22 protein-coding genes are annotated in these 19,969 nt (G+C 75.1%); 9 read left to right on the top strand and 13 right to left on the bottom strand.

Translation table 11 applies throughout. From position 1 onward, the window contains the following. Positions 1-47: 47 nt before the first annotated feature. Entirely contained in the window at positions 48-422 is a 375-nt protein-coding gene (locus ACZ6EM_RS13840; RefSeq protein WP_387687483.1) for a DUF1304 domain-containing protein, read from the top strand. Positions 423-497: 75 nt separating this feature from the next. After that, positions 498-1,004, top strand: a complete 507-nt coding sequence (locus ACZ6EM_RS13835) for a hypothetical protein (protein WP_401055092.1) — start codon at positions 498-500, stop codon at positions 1,002-1,004. An 84-nt stretch (positions 1,005-1,088) separates the two neighbouring features. Here ACZ6EM_RS13835 and ACZ6EM_RS13830 read toward each other — a convergent pair whose 3' ends face one another. Together ACZ6EM_RS13830 and ACZ6EM_RS13825 are read right to left on the bottom strand one after the other, a co-directional pair. Beyond that, positions 1,089-2,429, bottom strand: a complete 1,341-nt coding sequence (locus ACZ6EM_RS13830; protein WP_465772430.1) for a streptophobe family protein — start codon at positions 2,427-2,429, stop codon at positions 1,089-1,091. A 209-nt stretch (positions 2,430-2,638) separates the two neighbouring features. Continuing rightward, the gene (locus ACZ6EM_RS13825) at positions 2,639-3,082 is read right to left on the bottom strand and encodes a winged helix-turn-helix transcriptional regulator (protein ID WP_380552351.1); all 444 of its coding nucleotides are present in this window, start codon (positions 3,080-3,082) and stop codon (positions 2,639-2,641) included. Positions 3,083-3,216: 134 nt separating this feature from the next. On the opposite strand from ACZ6EM_RS13825, the gene ACZ6EM_RS13820 reads away from it, so the two are divergent. Beyond that, positions 3,217-4,458, top strand: a complete 1,242-nt coding sequence (locus tag ACZ6EM_RS13820) for an MFS transporter (RefSeq protein WP_401047838.1) — start codon at positions 3,217-3,219, stop codon at positions 4,456-4,458. Positions 4,459-4,480: 22 nt separating this feature from the next. On the opposite strand, the gene ACZ6EM_RS13815 is transcribed toward ACZ6EM_RS13820, so the two are convergent. Then, positions 4,481-4,915: a DUF4259 domain-containing protein gene (locus tag ACZ6EM_RS13815; protein ID WP_465772429.1), complete on the bottom strand. Its 435-nt coding sequence runs from the start codon at positions 4,913-4,915 to the stop codon at positions 4,481-4,483. 121 nt (positions 4,916-5,036) lie between these two features. Here ACZ6EM_RS13815 and ACZ6EM_RS13810 point away from each other — a divergent pair, with 121 nt between their 5' ends. Further along, positions 5,037-5,864: a nucleotidyltransferase domain-containing protein gene (locus ACZ6EM_RS13810; protein ID WP_401047833.1), complete on the top strand. Its 828-nt coding sequence runs from the start codon at positions 5,037-5,039 to the stop codon at positions 5,862-5,864. Next, positions 5,861-6,193, top strand: coding sequence for a hypothetical protein (locus ACZ6EM_RS13805; protein WP_465772428.1), 333 nt, complete (start codon positions 5,861-5,863; stop codon positions 6,191-6,193). Before ACZ6EM_RS13810 ends, ACZ6EM_RS13805 begins: the two co-directional genes overlap by 4 nt. Positions 6,194-6,215: 22 nt before the next feature. Here the strand turns inward: ACZ6EM_RS13805 and ACZ6EM_RS13800 are convergent, their stop codons facing one another. Together ACZ6EM_RS13800 and ACZ6EM_RS13795 are read right to left on the bottom strand one after the other, a co-directional pair. Continuing rightward, entirely contained in the window at positions 6,216-7,826 is a 1,611-nt protein-coding gene (locus ACZ6EM_RS13800; RefSeq protein ID WP_465772427.1) for an LCP family protein, read from the bottom strand. Further along, entirely contained in the window at positions 7,819-8,433 is a 615-nt protein-coding gene (locus tag ACZ6EM_RS13795; RefSeq protein WP_401047825.1) for a DUF6542 domain-containing protein, read from the bottom strand. Before ACZ6EM_RS13795 ends, ACZ6EM_RS13800 begins: the two co-directional genes overlap by 8 nt. Before the next feature lie 267 nt (positions 8,434-8,700). Between ACZ6EM_RS13795 and ACZ6EM_RS13790 the strand changes: the two genes are divergently transcribed. Then, positions 8,701-8,907, top strand: a complete 207-nt coding sequence (locus tag ACZ6EM_RS13790; protein ID WP_359902610.1) for an antitoxin — start codon at positions 8,701-8,703, stop codon at positions 8,905-8,907. A gap of 71 nt (positions 8,908-8,978) precedes the next feature. Further along, positions 8,979-9,671 (top strand): lytic transglycosylase domain-containing protein, encoded by a 693-nt coding sequence (locus tag ACZ6EM_RS13785; protein WP_401047822.1) that lies wholly within the window; start codon positions 8,979-8,981, stop codon positions 9,669-9,671. Between the two features lie 13 nt (positions 9,672-9,684). Here the strand turns inward: ACZ6EM_RS13785 and galE are convergent, their stop codons facing one another. From galE to ACZ6EM_RS13765, 4 genes are all read right to left on the bottom strand, one after another. Next, on the bottom strand, positions 9,685-10,701 hold the full coding sequence (gene galE / locus ACZ6EM_RS13780) for a UDP-glucose 4-epimerase GalE (protein WP_380552374.1): 1,017 nt from the start codon (positions 10,699-10,701) through the stop codon (positions 9,685-9,687). A gap of 129 nt (positions 10,702-10,830) precedes the next feature. Beyond that, positions 10,831-11,454 (bottom strand): hypothetical protein, encoded by a 624-nt coding sequence (locus ACZ6EM_RS13775; protein WP_452177680.1) that lies wholly within the window; start codon positions 11,452-11,454, stop codon positions 10,831-10,833. Positions 11,455-12,322: 868 nt separating this feature from the next. Next, positions 12,323-12,808, bottom strand: coding sequence for a hypothetical protein (locus ACZ6EM_RS13770; RefSeq protein ID WP_465772426.1), 486 nt, complete (start codon positions 12,806-12,808; stop codon positions 12,323-12,325). A gap of 52 nt (positions 12,809-12,860) precedes the next feature. Continuing rightward, positions 12,861-13,625, bottom strand: a complete 765-nt coding sequence (locus ACZ6EM_RS13765; RefSeq protein WP_401053922.1) for a sigma 54 modulation/S30EA ribosomal C-terminal domain-containing protein — start codon at positions 13,623-13,625, stop codon at positions 12,861-12,863. Positions 13,626-13,967: 342 nt separating this feature from the next. Between ACZ6EM_RS13765 and ACZ6EM_RS13760 the strand changes: the two genes are divergently transcribed. Further along, complete coding sequence (locus ACZ6EM_RS13760) at positions 13,968-16,526, top strand: cytochrome P450 (protein WP_465772425.1); 2,559 nt, start codon at positions 13,968-13,970, stop codon at positions 16,524-16,526. A 19-nt stretch (positions 16,527-16,545) separates the two neighbouring features. Here the strand turns inward: ACZ6EM_RS13760 and ACZ6EM_RS13755 are convergent, their stop codons facing one another. The 3 genes from ACZ6EM_RS13755 to ACZ6EM_RS13745 all read right to left on the bottom strand — a co-directional run bounded on the left by ACZ6EM_RS13755 (position 16,546) and on the right by ACZ6EM_RS13745 (position 17,809). Then, positions 16,546-16,677: a DUF6126 family protein gene (locus ACZ6EM_RS13755; RefSeq protein ID WP_359902629.1), complete on the bottom strand. Its 132-nt coding sequence runs from the start codon at positions 16,675-16,677 to the stop codon at positions 16,546-16,548. Positions 16,678-16,720: 43 nt separating this feature from the next. Continuing rightward, the gene (locus ACZ6EM_RS13750) at positions 16,721-17,062 is read right to left on the bottom strand and encodes an ArsR/SmtB family transcription factor (RefSeq protein WP_359902632.1); all 342 of its coding nucleotides are present in this window, start codon (positions 17,060-17,062) and stop codon (positions 16,721-16,723) included. Positions 17,063-17,347: 285 nt separating this feature from the next. Further along, complete coding sequence (locus tag ACZ6EM_RS13745) at positions 17,348-17,809, bottom strand: hypothetical protein (protein ID WP_359902635.1); 462 nt, start codon at positions 17,807-17,809, stop codon at positions 17,348-17,350. Between the two features lie 221 nt (positions 17,810-18,030). Here ACZ6EM_RS13745 and ACZ6EM_RS13740 point away from each other — a divergent pair, with 221 nt between their 5' ends. Beyond that, positions 18,031-18,759, top strand: coding sequence for a polysaccharide deacetylase family protein (locus tag ACZ6EM_RS13740; protein ID WP_465772424.1), 729 nt, complete (start codon positions 18,031-18,033; stop codon positions 18,757-18,759). Between the two features lie 157 nt (positions 18,760-18,916). Here ACZ6EM_RS13740 and ACZ6EM_RS13735 read toward each other — a convergent pair whose 3' ends face one another. After that, on the bottom strand, positions 18,917-19,939 hold the full coding sequence (locus tag ACZ6EM_RS13735) for a glycoside hydrolase family 3 N-terminal domain-containing protein (RefSeq protein WP_401050773.1): 1,023 nt from the start codon (positions 19,937-19,939) through the stop codon (positions 18,917-18,919). Positions 19,940-19,969 lie beyond the last annotated feature (30 nt).

Genomic DNA, 19,969 nt, shown 5'->3' with positions numbered 1-19,969 from the left:
CACCGCCCACCCGCCTCCGTCGCCCCGCCAGGAGGGAGCCGTCCGCCATGAACGCCGTGAGCCAGGTCTTCGCCGTGGTCGCCGCGGCGATCCACCTGATCGTGTGGCCGCTGGAGAGCTTCCTGTACGGGCACCCGCGGGTGCGCCGCGTGCTGACCGGCAGCACGGCGGACGCCCCGGAGGTCCGGCTCTGGCGCGTCAACGTGGGCTTCTACAACCTGTTCCTGGCACTCGGCCTGGTCGCCGGACTGGTCCTGCTGCACGCCGGGCACCCGGGGGCCGGGCGACCGGTGGTGCTCTACGTCGCCGCGTTCATGGTCGCGGGCGGGATCACCCTGTTCGCCTCGGAACCGAAGCTGTGGCGCGGCGCACTCGGTCAGGCCGTCCCGGCGGCCATCATCCTTCTGGCCGAGGCTTTCTGACGCCGCACCACCGGTTTCGAGACCCTCCGGAAGGGCTACGATCCGCCTACCCCGCGACGGTCGCGGAGGCTGGGGGTGGCAGCAGTGGTCAGGATCCCGATCAGCGACCGGTACGTCGTCAGCCTCGGCTGCCGGGTGAGCGTCGAGCACGGGGCCTCCGTGACGAAGGTCAACTGGAGCATCGCCCACCTGCCGGAGGGCGGCTCGCCCCGGCCCACCGGTGGCGACCGGGAGATCGGCGTCATCTGCCCGCGCTGCCGGCGCTCCTTCTCCGTCCGGGTGGAGACCGCCACCAGGGCGCGGGTCAAGCGGCGGGTCCACCGGGCACTGGGCTGGCTGCTGGTGCTCTCGCTGCTGGTCACCGTCCCCCTGCTGATCCAGCTGGGCGGCCGGACCGTCGAGGAGGGCGACGACCAGGCGGTCGACAACTTCGGCATGCTCTTCGCCCTGGCCGCCGCGGGCGTGATCGTCGGCCCCTCGCTGCTGTTCAGCGCGAGCGTGCACGACGGCATCAAGAAACTGCGGCTGATCCGGGCCAACGGGCGGAAGACCATGTGGGTGCAGGGCCACCGGCTGTTCTGAGCCGGTCCGCGCAGCCCCTCACCCGGCGCCCCCTCGCCGCCGAGATCGCCGCCCCCCGCTTCCGTGCTCCTCGCCCGGCGCCCCTCACCGCGGATCCGCCGGCAGCTCGCCGCGGTGTCGCACCCGGGTGGCGAGCAGGGCGCCGAGCGCGCCGGTCAGTAGACCCCAGCCCGCCGCGAGCGGCACCGCCGTCCACAGCACCGGGCGCAGGGTGAGGCTGCCGCCGCCCAGCGCGGCCAGCGGGTTGTCGGCGCCGAGCACGGCGCCCAGCAGGTCGCCCAGACCGCCCTGGCCGAGGCCGACGCCGAGCACGGAGAGCCCGTAGGCGGCGTCCACCCGGCTCCACAGGCCCACCAGCAGCATGGTGACGGCGGTGGCGAGCGCGAACCGGACGGCGTGCTGGCGGAGCCGGACGGTGCGCGGCGCGCTGCGGGCCGCCAGGAAGGCGGCCGCGAGCAGCAGGACGGCGGCCAGCGGCAGCAGCCACCAGCTGGCGGCGCCCTGCTCGGCGAGGGTGCCGAGGTCGACGGTCGCCTGCCCGCCCCCGGGGGCGCGCAGCACGGCGCCGAGCGCCTTGGGGACGGGCAGGCCGAGCGTACCGACCAGCCGACCGTGCCACTCGGCCCCGAGTCCCAGGCCGAAGGCCGGCCAGGCCAGGTTCGGCAGCGCGAGCAGCACCACGGCCAGGGTCTGCCGGGCGTCGCCGTGCACGATCGCGGTCAGCACCCCGGCCACCGCACCGATCGCCAGGTACGCCAGCAGGACCAGCCAGAGCGCCGAGGCGGCCGGACGGACGGCGAGTTGGTGGCGCACCAGCCCGGGCGGCAGCGGGGCCCGCCGGGACACCGCGAAGGTGAGCGCGAGCACCAGCAGCAGCCAGGCCAGCCCGATGCCGACGGTGGTCGGGCCGTCCGCGTGGAAGCCGACCTCCGGGGTCAGCCCGAGCGCTCCGCCGATCGACTCCGCCAGGTCACCGCCGAGCGGGACGACGAAGCTGTGCCGGGCGCCGAGGGTCAGCAGCACCAGGGCGAGCGCCCAGAGCAGCACCGTCCGGCCGATCCGCCCGAGCAGTTCACCGCCGCTCGCGACCGCACGGAAGCGCAGCCCGCGCAGGAACACCTCGGCCATCGCGACCGCTCCGGCCACCGAGACACTCAGCGGCATCGCGCTGATCCCGGCCCCGACGGCCGCGAAGTCTCCCGCGCCGCCGTCGAGTCGGACGGTTCCCCCGACCGCGAGCGCGAGCGTCGCGGCCAGTACGGCGGGGAAGCCGCCGTCCGGGAGGTCGTCGGCGCCGGCCAGCCAGAGGCCGAGCGCGGCCACCGCCGCCATCGCGACCAGTCCGGCCAGCACGACGGCGAGCGCCTCCAGCCAGCCGCGTACGGCGCCGGGCGGGCCCGCGACCCGGGTGGTGGGCTGCTGCATGCCGCCTCCTCGTCGCTCGCGGGCCGTTCCGGGGCCCGGGGCGGGCGGGGCCTGGGCTCGATCGGCCCGATCGAGCCCCCGGCCGGCGCCCGGTGTGGTTTCCAGGGTGACCGACGACCGGCGGGCATGCTCGGCGACGCCCCGCACACCCGCTGTTGCGACGGGCGGGGCGGCGGGAGCGGCGGACGGGACGGCGGCGGCGGCGCGCCTCAGGGCAGCAGCACCCTCGTGTCCTCGGGGCCCAGCACCCGGCCGTCCGCCGCGTGCACCTCGACCGGCGCGACGGGCGCGCCGGAGTCACGGTCCACCAGTCGCGCCCGGGGCTCGCCCTCCTCGAAGAACCATTGGTCGCCCCACTGGCGCAGCGCCGTGATCACCGGGAACAGCGCGCGGCCCTTCTCCGTGAGCACGTACTCCTGGTACGGGCTGCCGTCGGCGGCCGGCGCGAGGTCGAACACGCCGTTGGCGACCAGGTTGGCCAGGCGGGTCGACAGGATGTTCTTGGCCAGGCCGAGGTTCCGCTGGAACTGCCCGAAGCGGCTCAGCCCGTCGAAGGCGTCACGGACGATCAGCAGCGTCCAGCCGTCGCCGACGACGTCGAGCGGACGGGCGACCGGGCAGGCCGATTCCTCGTGCGTGGTGCGTTTCGGCACTTCTCCCACCTCTCAGCCCTCACCGGTCGGCGCCCAGCCTACCGACCAGGACGTGGTTGCTTATTAAAACCAGGCTATGCCATGGTGTCGCGGTAGCACTTTGAAACCACCGTGCCCTTCGAGGGAGCCCGCCCATGACCTCTCCCGCCCGCACAACCGCCTCCACCACGGCCACCACCGCGGACACGCCCGGCATCCCCGGCGGAGCCCCGTCGCGCGGCCTGTCACCCGCCGTCGCCTGGCTGCTCTCCGTCGCCTGCGGCCTCGCCGTGGCCAACGTCTACTACTCGCAGCCACTGCTCGACCTGATCGCCCGGGACTACGGCATCGACCCGGCGACCATCGGCCTGGTCGGCACCCTCACCCAGACGGGCTACGCCCTGGGCCTGCTGCTGCTCGTGCCGCTCGGCGACCTCGTCAACCGCCGCACCCTGATCACCTCCCAGCTCGGCCTGTCCGTCCTCGCCCTCCTCGCCGTCGCACTCGCCCCCTCCGGTCCGCTGTTGCTCGCCGCGATGGCCGCCGTCGGCGTCCTCGCGGTCGTCGCCCAGGTGGTCGTCGCCCACTCCGCCCAACTCGCCGCCCCGGCCGACCAGGGCCGGGTGGTCGGCACCGTGACCAGCGGCATCGTGATCGGCATCCTGCTCGCCCGAACCGTCGCCGGAACCATCGGCGACCTGGCCGGCTGGCGGGCCGTCTACCTCGTCTCCGCCGTCGCGACCGCCGCCATGGCCCTCGCCGTCGCGGCCGCCGTCCCCTCCGAACGGCACCGCACGGCCGAGCGGATCGGCTACCCGCGCCTGGTCGGCTCGGTGTTCGCGCTCTTCGCCCAGGAGCGCGTGCTCCGCACCCGGTCCGTCCTCGCCCTGCTCGGCTTCACCTCCGTCACCGTGCTGCTCACCCCGATGGTGCTCCCGCTCGCCGCACCGCCGTTCAACCTCAGCCACACCCAGATCGGGCTCTTCGGCCTCGCCGGCGCCGCCGGAGCGCTCGGAGCCGGGTACGCCGGCCGTCAGGCCGATCGCGGCCGGGCCGAACGCACCGCCGGAATCGGCCTGGTGGCCATGCTGGTCGGCTGGCTCCCGGCCGCACTGCTGCCGCACTCGGTCTGGTGGCTGGTGCTCGCCATGGTGGTGATCGACTACGGCCTGCAGTCCCTCCACGTCGCCAACCAGCACCTGCTCTACCAGCTCCGCCCCGAGGCGCGGAGCCGCCTGACCGCCGGCTACATGCTGCTCTACTCCGCCGGGTGCGGCGCGGGCGCGATCCTGTCCACCGTCGTCTACGACCACGGCGGCTGGACGGCCGTCTGCCTGCTCGGCGCCGCCACCAGCCTCACCGCGCTCGGCTACTGGTGGACGGCGGCCCGCACGTGACGGCCGATCGCCCCGGGCCCGCTCAGCTCCGGGCCACCGGCGCGTCCGCCGACGCCGCCGCGGCCAGGACCGCCCGCAGCTCCAGGATGCCCTCGCGCCAGGCCGGACCGCTCTCCGTCTCGTCCCACAGCTCCGCGAGCTCCGACTCCGCCGCCACCACCCGGTCGAGCGCCGCCACCGCGAGCGGGCGCAGCTCGGCCGCGAGCGGCGGTATCGGCTCCTTCGGCCCGTAGGCCGTGGTCACCGCCGCCCCGCCCGGGCACTGCGCCGCCACCAGCGCGGCGGCGGCGACCGCCTCCACCGCCTCGTCGGAGTCCAGGAACTCCTCCGCCCCGACGGCGCACAGCAGCGCGGACCGGAGCAGCGCCTCGCGCTCGCCCGGCGCCGCGTCGTCCAGACCGCCGCCGAAATCCGCCGCCGAGTCGTTGTCGAAGTGCCCGATGTCCCAGGTGCCCATGCCGATCCCCTCACGCCTCTCGTGTTCGTGTGCGTCGCATGCTTGCACGCCCCACTGACAATCCGCCGGGCCGTCGGATAATCGCTGGTCACCACCGGTGGGAGTGGGGCAGAGTGCCCCCATGACCACCACTCAGGGGCTGGACCGGGACGGCTGCATCGCACGGGAGGGCTCGCTGGACCGCGTGCCGCCCGCGTTCGCGCCGGTGGTCACCGCCGCCCGCGAGCGGATCGCCGCGGCCTTCGGCCCCGACCGGCTGCACAGCGCCTACCTCTACGGCAGCGTCCCGCGCGGCACCGCGACCCCCGGCGTCTCCGACCTCGACCTGCTGCTCGCCCTGCACCACGCGCCCACCGCCGCGGACCGGGCCGGGGCCGACGCCCTCGAAGCCGCGCTCGACGGCGAGTTCGCGCAGGTGAACGGGGTCGGCGTGGTGCTCGCCGGCACGGACACCCTGCTGAGCGAGCTCGAACGCCACGACCTCGGCTGGTTCGTCGCCTGTCTCTGCACCCCGCTGCTCGGCGAGGACCTCGCCGCCCGGCTCCCCCGCTACCGCCCCACCCCGCTGCTCGCCCGGGAGACCAACGGGGACCTCGCCCTGTTCCTGCCGCGCTGGCGCGAACGCCTGGCCGCCGCCGACACCGCGGCCGACCCCGAGGCCGAACTGCGCCGCCTCGCCCGCGCCGTCTCCCGCCATCTCGTCCGCACCTGCCTCACCCTGGTCATGCCCCGCTGGGGCGGCTGGACCAGCGACCTCGCCGCCTCCGCCGAGGTCTTCGCCGGCTACTACCCCGAGCGGGCCGCCCAGGCGCGCCTGGCCGTCACCGTCGCCCGCACCGCCGCCACCACCGCCGACCGGGCCGCCCTCACCGTGCTGGTCGACGACCTGGGCCCGTGGCTCGCCGCCGAGTACGCCGCCGTCCACGGCGTGAAGGCGCCCCGCCCGTGACGGCGCCGGAGCACCCGCTGCTCCGGGAGGTCTTCCCGGACCTGCTCGGCGAACTGGTCGACCTCCTGGAGGAGGAGGGCGAGCACGAACTGGCCGTCGCCGCCCGGAACCTGCGGCTGGTCGCCGAGTGCGGCTGCGGTGACGGCTTCTGCCAGAGCTTCAGGACGGAACCGCGCCCGGACGGTCAGCCCTACGGCCCGGACCACCGGTGCGTCCCACTCTCGCCGGCCCACGGCATGCTCGTCCTGGACGTCGTCGGCGGGCGGATCGTGTACGTCGAGGTCCTCGACCGGGAGCCGCTCCGGGACACCCGCCCCGGCCGGGGCTGAACTCCCCGCCGCCGGCCGGGCCTCAGTCCACGCACGGGATCCCGCCCGCCTTCACCGCCGGGCCCTGCATCGGCAGCCCCGCCGCCGGGTCGGCGGAGGGATCGCCGGCCGCGGCGGCCGGGGGGACGGCCGTCGGCGCGGGGGTGCGGGAGACGGCGAGGGTGAGCAGGATGCGCCCCGCGGGGACGGCCGACGAGAAGAAGGCGTTCACCCCGTAGCGGGCGGCGAGGTGTTGTGCGTCGGTCTTGGCCCCGGACCCGTACGCGACGGTGGTGGCCCGGGTCCTGGCCGGGGCGTCGCCGATCCGGCCCGCCTGGTAGCCGAGTTCGGCCAGCGCCCTGGACTCGTCGGCCGCCGCGCCCGCCCCCGCGGTCGCGTTGACGTCGACCACCGCCTTGGGCGCCGTGCTCGGGGTGGTGGAGGGCGACGGGGCCGGTTCCCCCGGCCCGTCTCCGGGCGGCGCGGCGGCCGGCGGGGCCGGCGCCGGCTCGTGGTTGAAGAGCTGCCGGACGATCTTCCTGATCAGGTCCGGGTTGACGGTGTTGACCTCCTGCCCGCCGACCGTCCTGAAGCCGCTGATCGGCAGGGTGTTGAACTCCACGTTGCCGCCGGTCAGGTTGGGCGCCTGCTGGGCGAAGTCGAGGATGTTCCACTCGTTGTCGATGACCACGTCCTTCTTCACCACCGCGAACAGCTTCTGCATCTGCCCGAGGTCGTTCAGGATGCCCTGCTGCTTGAGCTTGTACTCGACGGAGGAGAGGAACGCCTGCTGCCGGTGGGTGCGGTCGAGGTCGCCGTTGGTGAGGTGGTGGCGCTGGCGGACGAAGGAGAGTGCCTGCGCGGCCTTGAGGGAGCTGATCCCGGCCGGGAGCTTGAGGCCGGTGCCGCCGCCCTCGTGGGTGGCGGTCCGGGCGATGATCGGGTCGTCCACCGGGTGGTTGAGGCAGACCTGGATCGGCTCGACCGCCTTGGCGATGTCGTAGAAGCCGATCAGGTTCACCTCCGCGAAGTGGTCGATCGGGACGTCCAGGAGGCTCTGCACGGTCTGGATGGTGGCCGAGCGGCCGGCCTCGCGGCTCTGCCGCTCCAGCAGCGCCTTGGAGAGCCCCTTGCCGGCCAGCTTCTGCTCGGCGGCCTCCTTGGCGATGCCGTACGCCTCCTTGATCTTGTGCATCCTCCCGTCCGCGCCGACGGTCTGCACGTAGTCGTCGCGCGGGACGGAGAGCGCGGTGACCTTGCCGCCGTTGGCCGGGATGTGCAGCACGATCAGGGCGTTGGTGTTGTACCCGCCGATCCCGCTGGAGCCGGCGTGCAGTTCGTCCTCGACGAACTGCTTGGGCAGGTCGTTGCCGTCCATGTCCTTGCGGCTGTCCAGGCCGATCAGCAGCAGGTTGACGGACTTGTCGAGGTGCGGCGGGGCGTTCTTCTTGGCCTCGCTCAGCGCGGAGGACTTGACCATGCCGTCGTCCAGGCTGCGGTACTCGTACCAGGTGAAGCCGCTGGCGCCGAGCACGGCGACCGAGACGGTGCAGGCCAGGGTGCGCCCGGCGACGGTCAGCGGGGCGGCGGCGCGGCGCGCGGCCTGCCCGCGCTGACCGCGGCCGCCGGTACGGCTGTTGCCGCGCTCAGCCACGGCGGCCCCTTCCGACCGGGGCGGCCGTCCGGCCGGTTCGTCGGCGCTGCGGCACCACCCGGCGGCGGGTCGGCACGGCGCGGACCGCGACCACGGCGAGCGCCACCGCGACGGCCGCGGCCATCACCGGGAAGGCCCCGACCACCCAACGCAGCGCGCCGGTGCCGAGGTTCTTCCCCTGGTACGTCCCGGGGTGCGCGAGGTACTCGACGCCCGAGGCGGTGAGCAGCACCACGACCGGCGCGGCCGTCACCACCCACCACCGGCCCGTCCGGCTGCACAGCAGTGCGGCGGCCGCCGTCCCGAGCACCGAGCCCACCGCGAAGAGGAGGCTGACGCCCGGTCCGTCGACCTCGTCCGCGACCGCCCCGAGCAACGGCAGCCCGACCGCCGAGAGCACGGCCGCCGTCCCGCCGCGACGACGCGCCTGCTGGCGACGGCGGGCCGCCCCGGGGCGCGGTGTCCGGGCCGCCCCGGGCGCCGCGGGGCCCGCGGGGCTCCCCGGACCGCCCGCACCGGCCGCCCGGGAGCGCTGCGCGGGCAGGGCGCGGTCCTCGGTGCGCGGTCCCGCGTCCTGGTACGGCGTTCTCGCCCGCTGACCGGCCATGCGCACTTCCCTCGATCGTTGCGGCCGCGGCGGAGCGATCGCGCCGCCGCGCGTGCCGGGACGCCTTCGGTCCTGGTGGCGTCCTGGTGGGGACCCCACCCTCTACATCGCTGTAGAAGATGGCCTGAGCATACGAACCCATTTCAGCAAAGTCATCCGCCGTCACCCGGCGGCGACGAACCGCCTGGTGGGCCATCGTTAGGATGGTCACGATCCCCGCCACGTCGGCACACCATCAGGAACGCATCAGAGGAGCAGAGCGTCACCATGTTTGAGAGTCTGAAGAACCTCGCGGACAAGGCCACCGACCTCGCCCGCGAGCACGGCGACGTGATCGGGCAGGGCCTGGACAAGGTCGGCGACGCGATCGACGACCGCACGGACGGCAAGTACAGCGGGCAGATCGACACCGGCGTCGAGAAGGCGAAGGACTTCCTGCGCAACCTCGACGGCGACCAGAAGCCCGCCGAGTAACCTGCCGCAGGGAGCGATCAGCCGCACGGCGCTCGAACGGGCGCACGGGCGAACGGGGAGGGGCGGCAGCCGTGAGCGAGGAGAAGAAGGGGTCCGGCCGGGGACGCTGGCTGGTGATCGGCGTCGTGGTGGTGGCCGGACTGGGTCTCGTCCGCGGCAACGGCCACGACGGCGCGGCCTCCGCCGACCCCTCCCCGACCGCCGCCTCCGGCCCCTCCCCGGGCGCCGCACCGTCGGCCGGCTCCTCCGCTCCGCCGTCGAAACCCTCGAAGCCTTCGGGCCGCTACGACCCGGCCGACTACGCGGCACCGGTCCGCCAATACGCCGCCGAGGCCGGGGTCAACCCGCAGCTGCTGATGGCGATCCTCTACAACGAGGCGTACAAGCCGCACGACCCCGAACTCGAACGGGCCTGGCAGCGCGGCAAGCCGGACGCCTCGTTCGGCATCGCCAACATGCACCGGGCCGCCTTCGACGACACCAAGCCCGGCCGCCCGTTCGCCTCCCGGCAGTGGGAGGAGCTCCCGGACGACCGGAACCTGGCCGTCCAGGCGGCCGCCTGGCACCTGCACGACCTCGCCGCGCAGCTGCCCGCCCGCCCGGGCGTGCCGCTCACCCGGGACGAGCTGGTCGCCCTCGGCTACAACGCGGGCGCGGGCAACATGCTGGCCTTCGCCCGGGGCGTCAGGATCGGCTCCCAGGCGCAGTCCTACCTCGACCGGCTGCGCGACAACTGGTCGAAGTCCGGCGAGGCCGTGGCCTGACAGCCTCCGGCGGTCAGCTGACGCCGATCCGGGCGGACCAGACCCTCCGCCAGGCCAGCGCGTCGGCGACCCCCTCGGCGATGCCGCGCCGCGGCTGCCAGCCGAGCAGGTCCCGTGCGGTGTCCACGACGGCGTAGCAGCCGATCACGTCCCCGGGCCGCGGGCCCGCCTCCCGCACCTCCAGGCCGGTGCCGACGGCCTGTTCGAAGGCGGCGATCAGTTCCCGCACGGTGGTCCCGTCCCCGGTGCCGACGTTGATCACCCGGTAGCGGTCCGCCACGCCCGGGGCGATCACCTCGTCGAACCGGAGCAGCGCCGCGACGTGCGCCTCGGCGAGGTCCTGGACGTGGATGTAGTCGCGGATGCCGGAGCCGTCGCGGGTCGCCCAGTCGGTGCCGGTCACGGTGAACGGGGTGCCCGTGGTGTGCGCCTCGATCAGCTTGCCGAGGGCGTGGGTGGGCCGGAGGTCCTGGAGGCCGGTGCGCAGCTGCGGGTCGGCGCCGATCGGGTTGAAGTAGCGCAGGGCGATGACCCGCTGGCGCTCGGCGCCCTCGCCCCGGGTCCAGTCCTGGAGGACCTGCTCCATCATCTGCTTGGTGCGCGCGTACGGGCTCCCGGCGTCGACCGGGCTGCTCTCGTCGACCCGGGCATCGGGGGTGGGGGCGTAGATCGAGGCGGAGCTGCTGAAGACGACCCTGGTGCAGCCGTGGCGCTGGAGGGCCTCCAGGAGTTCGACGGTCTTGGCGACATTCTCCCGGTAGTAGTACAGCGGCTTGGCCACCGACTCCGGTACGACGATCTTCGCAGCGCAGTGCACGGTGGCGTCGATGTCGGGGTGCTCGGCGAAGATCCGGTCGAGCAGGGCCGCGTCGGCGATGTCGCCCCGGTAGAAGACCCGGTCCGCGACGAACTCGGTCCGGCCCCGGGACAGGTCGTCCAGCACGACCGGGGTGATCCCCCGGTCGAGCAGGGCGGAGGCGACGGTGCTGCCGATGAAACCCGCCCCGCCGGTGATCAGGACCTTCTTCATGCGCGGACGCTCCCTTGCGGTCGTCCGGGCGCCCGGTGGCGCCCGGTGACCGGAAGGGACGTCGGTTCGCACCCGGCCGGTTCCACCGCGGGTGCGTCCCCGTTCCCGGGGCGGGCGGTTCCGGGCGGCTCAGCCCCGGTGACGGCGCAGCCAGAGCCCGGTGGCGACCAGGACGACGGCCGCGCAGGCGGTGCCGATGGCCGCCCAGGCGGTGGCGTCGGAGGTGGTCGCGTGGGCGGGGCCGGGCGAGGCCTCCCGGGCGGAGACGGGGGCGGCGGTGGTCCCCGCCGCACCGGTGCTCTCCCGGTGCGGGGCGGGAGTCACCCCGGCGGACCGCGGCGAGGCTTCGGACAGCGCCGTGGGGGGCGCCGGGTCGGCGATCGCGACGGTGTCGACGTCGAGCTCGCGCTCGCCGTGCCCGAGGGCGGGGAAGGCGCAGTCCACCGTCACCCACCAGTGCCCGACCGGGAGGACCTCCCGGGTGGTGTACGTCCCCGGGCGGCCGGGGACGGTGACCAGGCGCCAGGGCCCGACGGTGCGGCCGTCGGAGGCCGTCGCGAGGAGCGTGCCGGCGAACTCCCCGGTCACCGGGTCGTGGTCGTTCTCCCAGGTGGCAACGGTGCTGACACGGCCGTTCTGCTGGCCGGTGACGTCCAGGTGGACGCTGTCGCCGTGGGCGGCGGCGGGTACGGCCGCGGACAGCAGGGCCGCGGCGGTGAGGGCGAGGGCGGCGAGGTGGGGGCGGGTTCGCATACGGGAGGGTCCTCGGGGCGGTGTGGGGGGCAGGGACGCTGGTAACGGCCGGCGCCGGGAACGGCTGCCGCTGGGTGGGCGGCGGCCGTTCCCGGCGCGACGGACCTGCCGGCCTGCGGGCCTCGCGGCGCGCGGGCGTCGGCGGCTCGGGTCGAAGGGTCGGCCGGCGTACGGGCCGACCGGTTTTACGGGCTCACAGGAACAGCCTTACCCCGAACGGCTCACGAGGTCTTCGACAGCGACCAGTTCTGGTAAGGGCTGCCGCTTCGCCTGTCGCGGCTCCGGCGGCCGGCCGCCGCGGTACCGCCGCGCTCCGGGCCCGGGCACCGGCGCGCCGCCGTCCGCGGTGAGGGCGGCTCCGCGGCCGGCTTCGGCGGGTGGTCGCGTCCGGGCGGCCGCGTCGGCGCACGGCTGCCGGTCGGGGCGCCGGACCGGGAGTGCCGGGCGGGCGCGGCCCGTCGCATCAGGTCGGCGGAATTCGGCGCGATCTGGCTGATGGACACCGCATGGGGTGAGCCTGCGCTCCTGCGCCGGCGGAGCCCGCCGCCCGGGTGCCCCATCGCGTTCCCTCCTCGTGCGACGACGACCCGCGCGTCCCCGCGGTGGAGGGGGCCCGGGTCTTCCGACACTCCGGAGAGCGGGAGGGGCGACCGGGAATAACAGAAACCTCTTGCAGAATTCCCCGGAGGGTTCGGTTCGACGGTTCGGTTCGACGGTCCGGTTTGATCGCCGGGTTCGATCGCCCGGTTCGGCCGGACCGCGGTCGGGCACACCGGACCCGCCCCGGACGGCGGCCGGGGCACGGAGCAGGCACCCGGACTGGCCTCCACCGAGCCGAATATGACGGCTCGTCAGGCCGGCCGAAGGGTCAGGCCGCGGCCTTCACCGGCTCCGCCCCGAAGGCCGCCACGCCCACCCCGGAGCGCACCGCCGCGCCCGCTCCGGGTCGCACCGCCTCCACCGCGCCGGCGCCGCAGCCCCCGTGCAACCGGGCCAGCCCGGCCGCCAGGACGACCCGGTCCCCGGCGAGCCAGAGCCGCAAGGCCGCGGAGAGCGCGGCGCTGGCCGGCCCGGCCGCGGGACCACCGGTCCGTACGAGCCGCTCGCCGAGCAGCGGCAGCAGGTCCGCGACCGGCGCGGGCAGCCACAGGGTGAGCGCGAAGGGTGCCGGCCTGGCCAGAACGCGCAGCAGCGGCAGGCCGCAGGCGTCGTCGTGCAGTGCGGGGATGACCTCCAGCAGCCCGTCCACCGCCACCTCGGAGACGTCGCCGCCGTGCCCGCGCGCGAGGTCGCGCAGCAGTGCCCGCTCGGCGGCGGTGATCCGGACGGTCAGCATGACCTCGTCGCAGTCCATGGTCCCGGCCCCTGTCGTGGAGAGTTCGTGGTGTGGTCGTTGCGTCGTGGTGTCAGTCCTGTGCCAACAGGGTTCCTGCCCCGATCCGGCCGTCCGATACCGGCGCTATCAGGCCGTAGTGGCCGTCGAAGCGGCGGTAGAGCACCCGCGCCCGGTGGTCGCCGGGGTCGGTCCAGCCGACGAACGGGCGACCGGTGAGCCAGAGCCGGCGGGCCGCCTCGGCGAGGTCGAGCGGGGGCATCGCGCTGGTGCCCGCGGCGCACAACTCCGGCGTGCCGCCCGGCGAGCAGCGGTGGACCAGGCCGTCCCGGCCGGTGGCGGCGTCCGCGAAGAGGTGGAACCGCCGGTCGAGGGCGAGCAGTTCGAGCACGGCCTGCTCGGGGCTGCGGCGGGCGGGCACGACCGCCTTGTGCCGGGCGATCCGCCGCTGGGCGAGCGGGCGGTCGGCGAACTGCGGGCGGTAGGCGCTCTCGTACGCGGCGGCGAAGCCGATGTCGCCCTGCTCGCGCAGTCGGACGGCCCGGCCGGCCAGCGTGCCGAGCACCAGGTCGACGGACTCCCGTGCGGTGCCGGTGGCCAGCTGCACCCGGACCGGTCCGACGCCCGCCAGTTCGACGTCCGCCTGGGCCAGCGCGGGCCGGGTCACCGACCGGTTGCGCGAGCGGGTCAGCCGCAGTCGCAGCGCGCGGGTGTCGGGGCCGAGCGCCGTGGCGGTGGCCAGCGCCCGGGCCCGGGCGTACTCGGCGTCCTCGCGGGGCAGCTCGCCGCGGATCTCCACCCGGACGTCGAGGGCCGGCCGGTGGCGCAGACGGGTCATCAGGTTCCTCCTTCTTCGCATCCATGCTGTCCCTCGCACGCCCGTGCGGCGAGGGTCCAAAGACCCTGCCTCGCAGGCAAGCCGCGGACCACCCGGACGGACGCATCCGCGCAGGTCAACACGGAGTTTCGAGCACGCACGAAAGGGTCGATCCACTCGGCCGTTGGAGTGATCCCCGCACATTCGGCGCAACGCTCGGGAAACCGGCGCGTTTGCTCAACGTGCGCCCTCCCGCCGGGGGCGCGCGCGGGGCCCGCGCTGGGCGGTCCCCCGGCTCCCGGCCGGCCCGCCGTTGCCGCCCGGCATCGCCCGCACCGGCCACTCTGGTTGAGAGGTAGTGTCATGTCCCTGCTGACCGAAACGCGGAAGCTGATCGTCCCCCCGAGAACCGTTCCCGGCCCGTCCCCGCTGGCCCGCGCCGCCGTCCCGCCGCTGGCCCCCGGTGCCCTGCCCGGCCTCGGGCACGCCGGCGCCCTGCTGCGCGACCCGCTCGGCTTCCTCGGTTCGCTCGCCCGCCACGGCGGGGTGGTCCGCATCCGGCTCGGACCACGCACCGTCTGCGTGGTCACCGACGCCCGGCTGGTCCACACCCTGCTCGTGGCACTGGCCCACGACTGCCCGCGCGGGGCCGTCCAGGACACCCTCAGGACGGCCTTCGGCGACGGCCTGCTGATGTCCGAGGGCCAGGCCCACCGCGACCGCCGCCGGATCATCCAGCCGGCCTTCGGTCCGGACCGGATGGGCGAGTACCTGGCCGTGATGCAGCAGGTCACCGAGGAGCGGGCCGGACGCTGGCGCCCCGGGCAGGTCCTCGACGTGGCCAAGGAGATGAACCACCTGGCGCTGGAGATCGTCACCCGCACGCTGTTCGACGCCCGGCTCAGCGAGGACGCCACCGTCGCGTTCCACCGGGCGCTGCCGGACCTGGTGAAGGGCCAGATCGTCCAGTCCCTCTACCCGAACCCGGCGCTCGCCCGGCTGCCGCTGCCCGTCAACCGGCGCTTCGACGACGCCGTGCGGGTGCTCAACCGGGTGGTCGACCAGGCCGTCAACCGCCGCGCCGCGACCACGGGCCCCGGAGCGGGCCGGCGCACCCTGCCCGCCCTGCTGCGCGCCGCGACCGACCCGGCCACCGGGCGCCCGCTCACCGAGGCCGACGTGCGGTCCGAGGCGATCACCATGTTCGGCGCGGGCACCGAGACGGTCTCCACCACGCTCACCTGGCTGCTGGACGAGCTGCTGCGCCACCCCGAGGTGGAGGCCCGGATCCTCGCCGAGCTCGACGAGCACCTGCCCGCGGGCACCGTCCCCACCCCGGAGGCACTGGCCCGGCTCACCTACACCCGCAGCGTCACCCAGGAGGTGGTGCGGCTGCACGCGCCGAACGCCTTCCTGATGCGCACCGCCCGGGTGCCGGTCGAGCTCGGCCCGTACCGCGTCCCGGCCGGCACCGAGCTGCTGTACAGCCTCACCGCGCTGCACCGCGACCCGGTGCGCTACCCGGAGCCGATGAGCTTCCGGCCCGAGCGCTGGCAGGACCGCGGCGGCTCCGGGCGGCCGTCCTTCCTGCCGTTCGGGGCGGGCAAGCACAAGTGCATCGGCGAGGCCTTCGCCTGGGCGGAACTGACCGTCGCGGCCGCGACGATCCTGCGCCGCTGGCGGCCGACGGCGGTGCCGGGCGCGCGGGCCCGCGAGGTGGTGTGGACGACGGTCCAGGCGCACGGCCTTCGGGTGCGGCTCGCGCCGCGCGGCGCGCGCTCCCCACGCGGGCGCACCGCGGCGGCCTCCCGAGAGGGCGATGCCGCATCCTCACCGGGGGCCGCAGTGCCCTCCTCGCACGGTGAGCCGCCGCCGGTCCGGTGTCCCTTCACCGGCACCGCCTCCACGACCGGCCCCACGACCGGCCCCACGACCGCCCCCTCGGGTCCGGCCACCCCGGCCGGTCCAGCCTCCCCCGCGGGTCCGGTCGCTGCGGCGGGCCCCCGGCCGTCCGACGAGCTGCGCCTCGCCGCCGACCGGCACGCCGACTGGGTGGTCCGCCGCGGCCTGCTCACCCCGTCGGAGCTGCCCCGCTACCGGGCCTACGGGCTGCAGAAGCTGATCGGCCACGCCTTCCCCCGCGTCCGGGGCGCCGAACTCGACCTCCTGGTGGACATGCTGGGCTGGTTCACCATCCTGGACGACCGTTTCGACGGCCCGCCCGGCCGCCACCCCGCCGCGGCCCACGCCGTGGTCGACCCGCTGATCGCGGTCCTCGGCGGAACCCGCGGCGAGAGCCCGTCCGAGAGCCACATGCTGGTCTCCTGGCGGGAGTTGTGGAAGCGGCAGACCGCTTCGACGTCCCCCGAGTGGCGGGCCCGGGCGGCCCGGGAGTGGCGGGCCTGCCTGGCCACCTTCCCCGCCGAGGCCGACCACCGCGCCCGCGGCACCGTGCCCGCCCTCGGCCTCGACCTCACCGACACCATGAAGCTGCGCCGGCACGGCAGTTGCCTCTACCCGTTCATGAACATACTGGAACGGGTCCACGGCGCCGACGCCCCGGCCGCACTGCACGCGGAGCCCGCGCTGCACCGGCTGCGCGCCAACACCGCCGACGCCGCCACACTGATCAACGACCTCTACTCACTGCGGCGCGAGGAGCGGCAGGCCGGGCCCGCGTTCAACACGGTGCTCACCCTCCAGCGGGCCCACGGCTGGACCCGCGGCCGGGCGGTCCACGCGGTGCGCGCCCGGGTGGCACGGTTGCAGCAGGAGAGCGAGGAGCTGCGCCGCGACCTGCTGCGCCGCCACCCGGCCGGGCGCTGGTACCTGGACGGCACCCGCGAGCTGGTCGCCGGCGTTCTGGCCTGGACCAGCACCAGCGACCGGTACCTGGTGCCGGACCACGGGCGGCGCCGGTGAGCCACCGGTTCCCGGTGTGCTACTTCCGGCCGCCGAGCGCGAACAGCAGCAGCACGAAACCGGCGAACAGGTGCGTGGCGAAGATGTAGATGCCCGCGCGGATCAGCATCGCCTTGCGGCGCCTCTTCTCGTCGCTCGTGCTGTCGCTCATGGTGGTGCTTCTCCTCGGATCGGGCGGACGGGCCGGGCGCGGCTCAGCGGAGCCGGCCACCGGAGGCGCGCAGCTCGGTGAGCAGCGCGCCCTGGTCGGTGATCAGCTCGGTCAGGATCCGGCGGGCCGCGCGCAGCAGCTCGGCGACGTCCGGGGTGCTGAGCGCGTACACCACGGTGTTGCCCTCACGGGTCGCCGTGACCAGCTGGGTGCGGCGCAGCACCGCGAGCTGCTGGGAGAGGTTGGACGGCTCGACCTCGATCTCCGCCAGCAGCTCGCGCACCGGCCGGGGGCCGTCCTGGAGCAGCTCCAGGACCCGGATCCGCACGGGGTGGCCGAGGGTGCGGAAGAACTCCGCCTTGGCCTGGTACAGCGGCACCGGCATCGTCCGCGTTCTCCCTCGGTTCCGGCTCGGTGGTCGTCCGGCCGGGCGGGGATCGATGCCGCGGCCGGTAGGCATCATCGCGACAGATGAAGATTTCTTCAAGTCGTCACAGTGCGTCGAGCGCCGGCAAGACCCCCCGGCGGGCCCTCGACAGACCCCCGGTCCACCCTCGGCGGGCCGCCGCCCGGCGCTCCCCCCGACCGCCCGCCGACCGGACCGCGACATGCAGAAGCCGAGCCCGGGATGCTGCCAACTCCCGGGCTCGGCAGTCACGGTGACGCGCCGTCAGCAGACTACAGGCACATCCACCGTGGCCGGCACCTGGCCGCTCCAGAACCCCTCGACGTCAAAGGACACGTGCACGGTGGACCCGCACGGCACGGTGGTCGAGATGCCGTCGACCCGCACCGTGGACACCTGGAACACCGTGCGGCCGTTCACCGTGCCGAGCGAGGCACCGCCGGTCACGTTGGCCGACAGGTGGGTCACCAGCTCCTTCGGCGCCGGCGGCCACGGGGTGCCCGGGGACGGCGGACCGGCCAGGCCGATCTTCCCGTAGATCGCGACGCCGTCACCGGTCACGTCGGCGCAGGCGTACGTGGCCAGGCCCGCCTGGAGGCTGTAGGAGCCGCAGGTGGTGACGGTGGTGGTGGCGACGGCCGGGGCCGCGGCGAACGCGGGGACGGGGGCCGAGAGCAGGGCGGCGGCACCGACGGCGCCGGCGGCGATCCGGGCGATCCGGTTCATGGGTTCCTCCTTGGAGGGGACGGACGGACTGGGACAGGTGGCGTGGCACATATGACATTTCATAGGCCCACGACAGGAACTTTGCCATGCGATTCCTATGCGCTGACGCCGATTTACCCTTGGATACGAGGCCTCGTCCGAAAGCAGACCTTCGATGGCGCAATCACCCTCGAACGGCCGAACTTCCGCACCCTCCCAGGCAACGCCCACGTTGAGCCCGGATGAACCGCATCCGAACCGCCACCGGGGCCGCCGCCGCGGCCGTACTCGTCCTCCTCGCGCTGCTGGCCGCCGCCTCGCCGCCGGCCACGCTCATGGGCGCCGAGATCCGCCGCCTGCCCACCGCGGAACGCGTCCTCGCCCTCACCTTCAACGCCGCCTGGAACGAGACCGGGCTGGACACCGTCCTCGCCGTCCTGCGCGACCGCGACGCCCCCGCCACCTTCTTCCCGACCGGCGACTTCGCCGACCGCCATCCCCGCGCCGTCCGCGCGATCGCCGCCGCCGGGCACGGCCTCGGCAACCACTCCTACAGCCACCCCGACTTCTCCACCCTCGACGCCGACCGGGCCCGCGCCGAGGTGCGCCGCGCCGACACCGCGATCCGCCGCGCCGCCGGGACCGAACCCCTGCCGTTCTTCCGCTTCCCGTACAGCGCGACCACGCCGGAAGGCATCGCCACCGTCAACCGGCTCGGCTACGCCGACCTCGAATTCACCGCCGACACCAACGGCTACCTGGGCCCCGCCCACGGCATGACGGCGGACCGCGCGGTCGAGCGCGCCCTCGCCGCGCTCACCCCGGGCGCCGTCCTCCAACTGCACGTCGGCGCCTCGGAGGAGGACGGACCCGACACCTGCCTCGACGCCGAGGCGCTGCCCCGCATCCTCGACGGCGCCCGCGCCCGCGGCTACCGCGTCATCGACCTGCGCACCCTGCTCGACCGGTGACCGGCCGGGGCCTTCCGCGCCCCGGCATCACCCGCCCGGACGGGAGCCCGGGGAGCGGACCACCGCCGCCCCTGCCCGCCGACGCCACCCCACCCCGCGGCCGGCCCCGCCCCGCCTCGCGGCGCCGTGCCGGACGGCACCGACCGGCCCCGTCGGCTCACCCCAGCGAGCCGCGCAGGGCGTCGACCCGGGCCACGGCCTCGGCGAAGGCGTGCCGGTCCAGGCGGCCGTCGTCCAGCGCGGCGGCCAGCGCCTCGGTGGCCTCCTCGCCCTGCCGGGGGTCCCGGGCGGAGCAGAGCAGCAGGTCCATCCCGGCCTCGGCGGCGGCCAGCGCCCGGTCGCCGGTGCCGCCGTACGGGGCGAGCGCCTCCGCCTCCATGGCGTCGGTGACGGTCACGCCGTCGAAGCCGAGCCGGCCGCGCAGCTCGCCCTGGATGATCGTGGACGAGAACCCTGCCGGGTGGTCCGGGTCCAGCGCCGGGTAGACCGCCCACGAGGCCATCACCAGCCGCACGCCCGCCGCGACGGCCGCCCGGTACGGGGCCTCGCCCCGGGAGCGGAGCTGCGACAGCGGGACGTTCAGGGTGACGGGGCGCTCGTCGGTGTTCTCCCCCCGGGGCGCGGCGCCGAGGCCGGGGAAGTGCTTGGCGGTCGCGGCCACGCCGAGGCCCTGCTGGGCGGTGAGGAAGGCGCTGCCCAACTCCGCCACCTTGGCCGGGTCCTGGCCGTAGGAGCGCTCGGGGTGGTCGATGAAGTTGTCCGGCTTGTCGTAGACGTCGAGCACCGGGGCGAGGTTGAGGTTCAGCCCGGCGTCGGCGAGGGTCCGGGCGGCGCCGGCCCCGGATTCCGCGGCCGCGGCGAGCGGGTCCGGCGCCAACCCGACGCGGCGGGCGGAGAGTTCGGGCGCACCGGGCAGCCGACGGACCTTGCCGCCCTCCTGGTCGGTCATCAGCAGCAGGGTGCGCGGGTGCGGCGCCTCGGCCGCGGCCTGTTTCAGTTCCGCGACCGACTCCGCGAGCTGCTCCGGACTCGTGACGTTCTCACCGAACAGGATCACCCCGGCGGCCCGGCCCTCCCGGATCGCCCGGAGCACCCCGGCCGGCGGCGTCGGACCGGGGTACGACAGCACGATCCGCCGCCCGGCGAGCGCCCGCGCGTCCTCCTGCTCCTGGCCGGCCATCGCCGCACCCCTCTCGTTCGGAGCACCCGG

The sequence above is a fragment of the Kitasatospora sp. NPDC041917 genome, from assembly GCF_055589745.1.
Note: the sequence above shows the minus strand (reverse complement) of the source record. Positions and strands in the feature narration are given on the sequence as shown.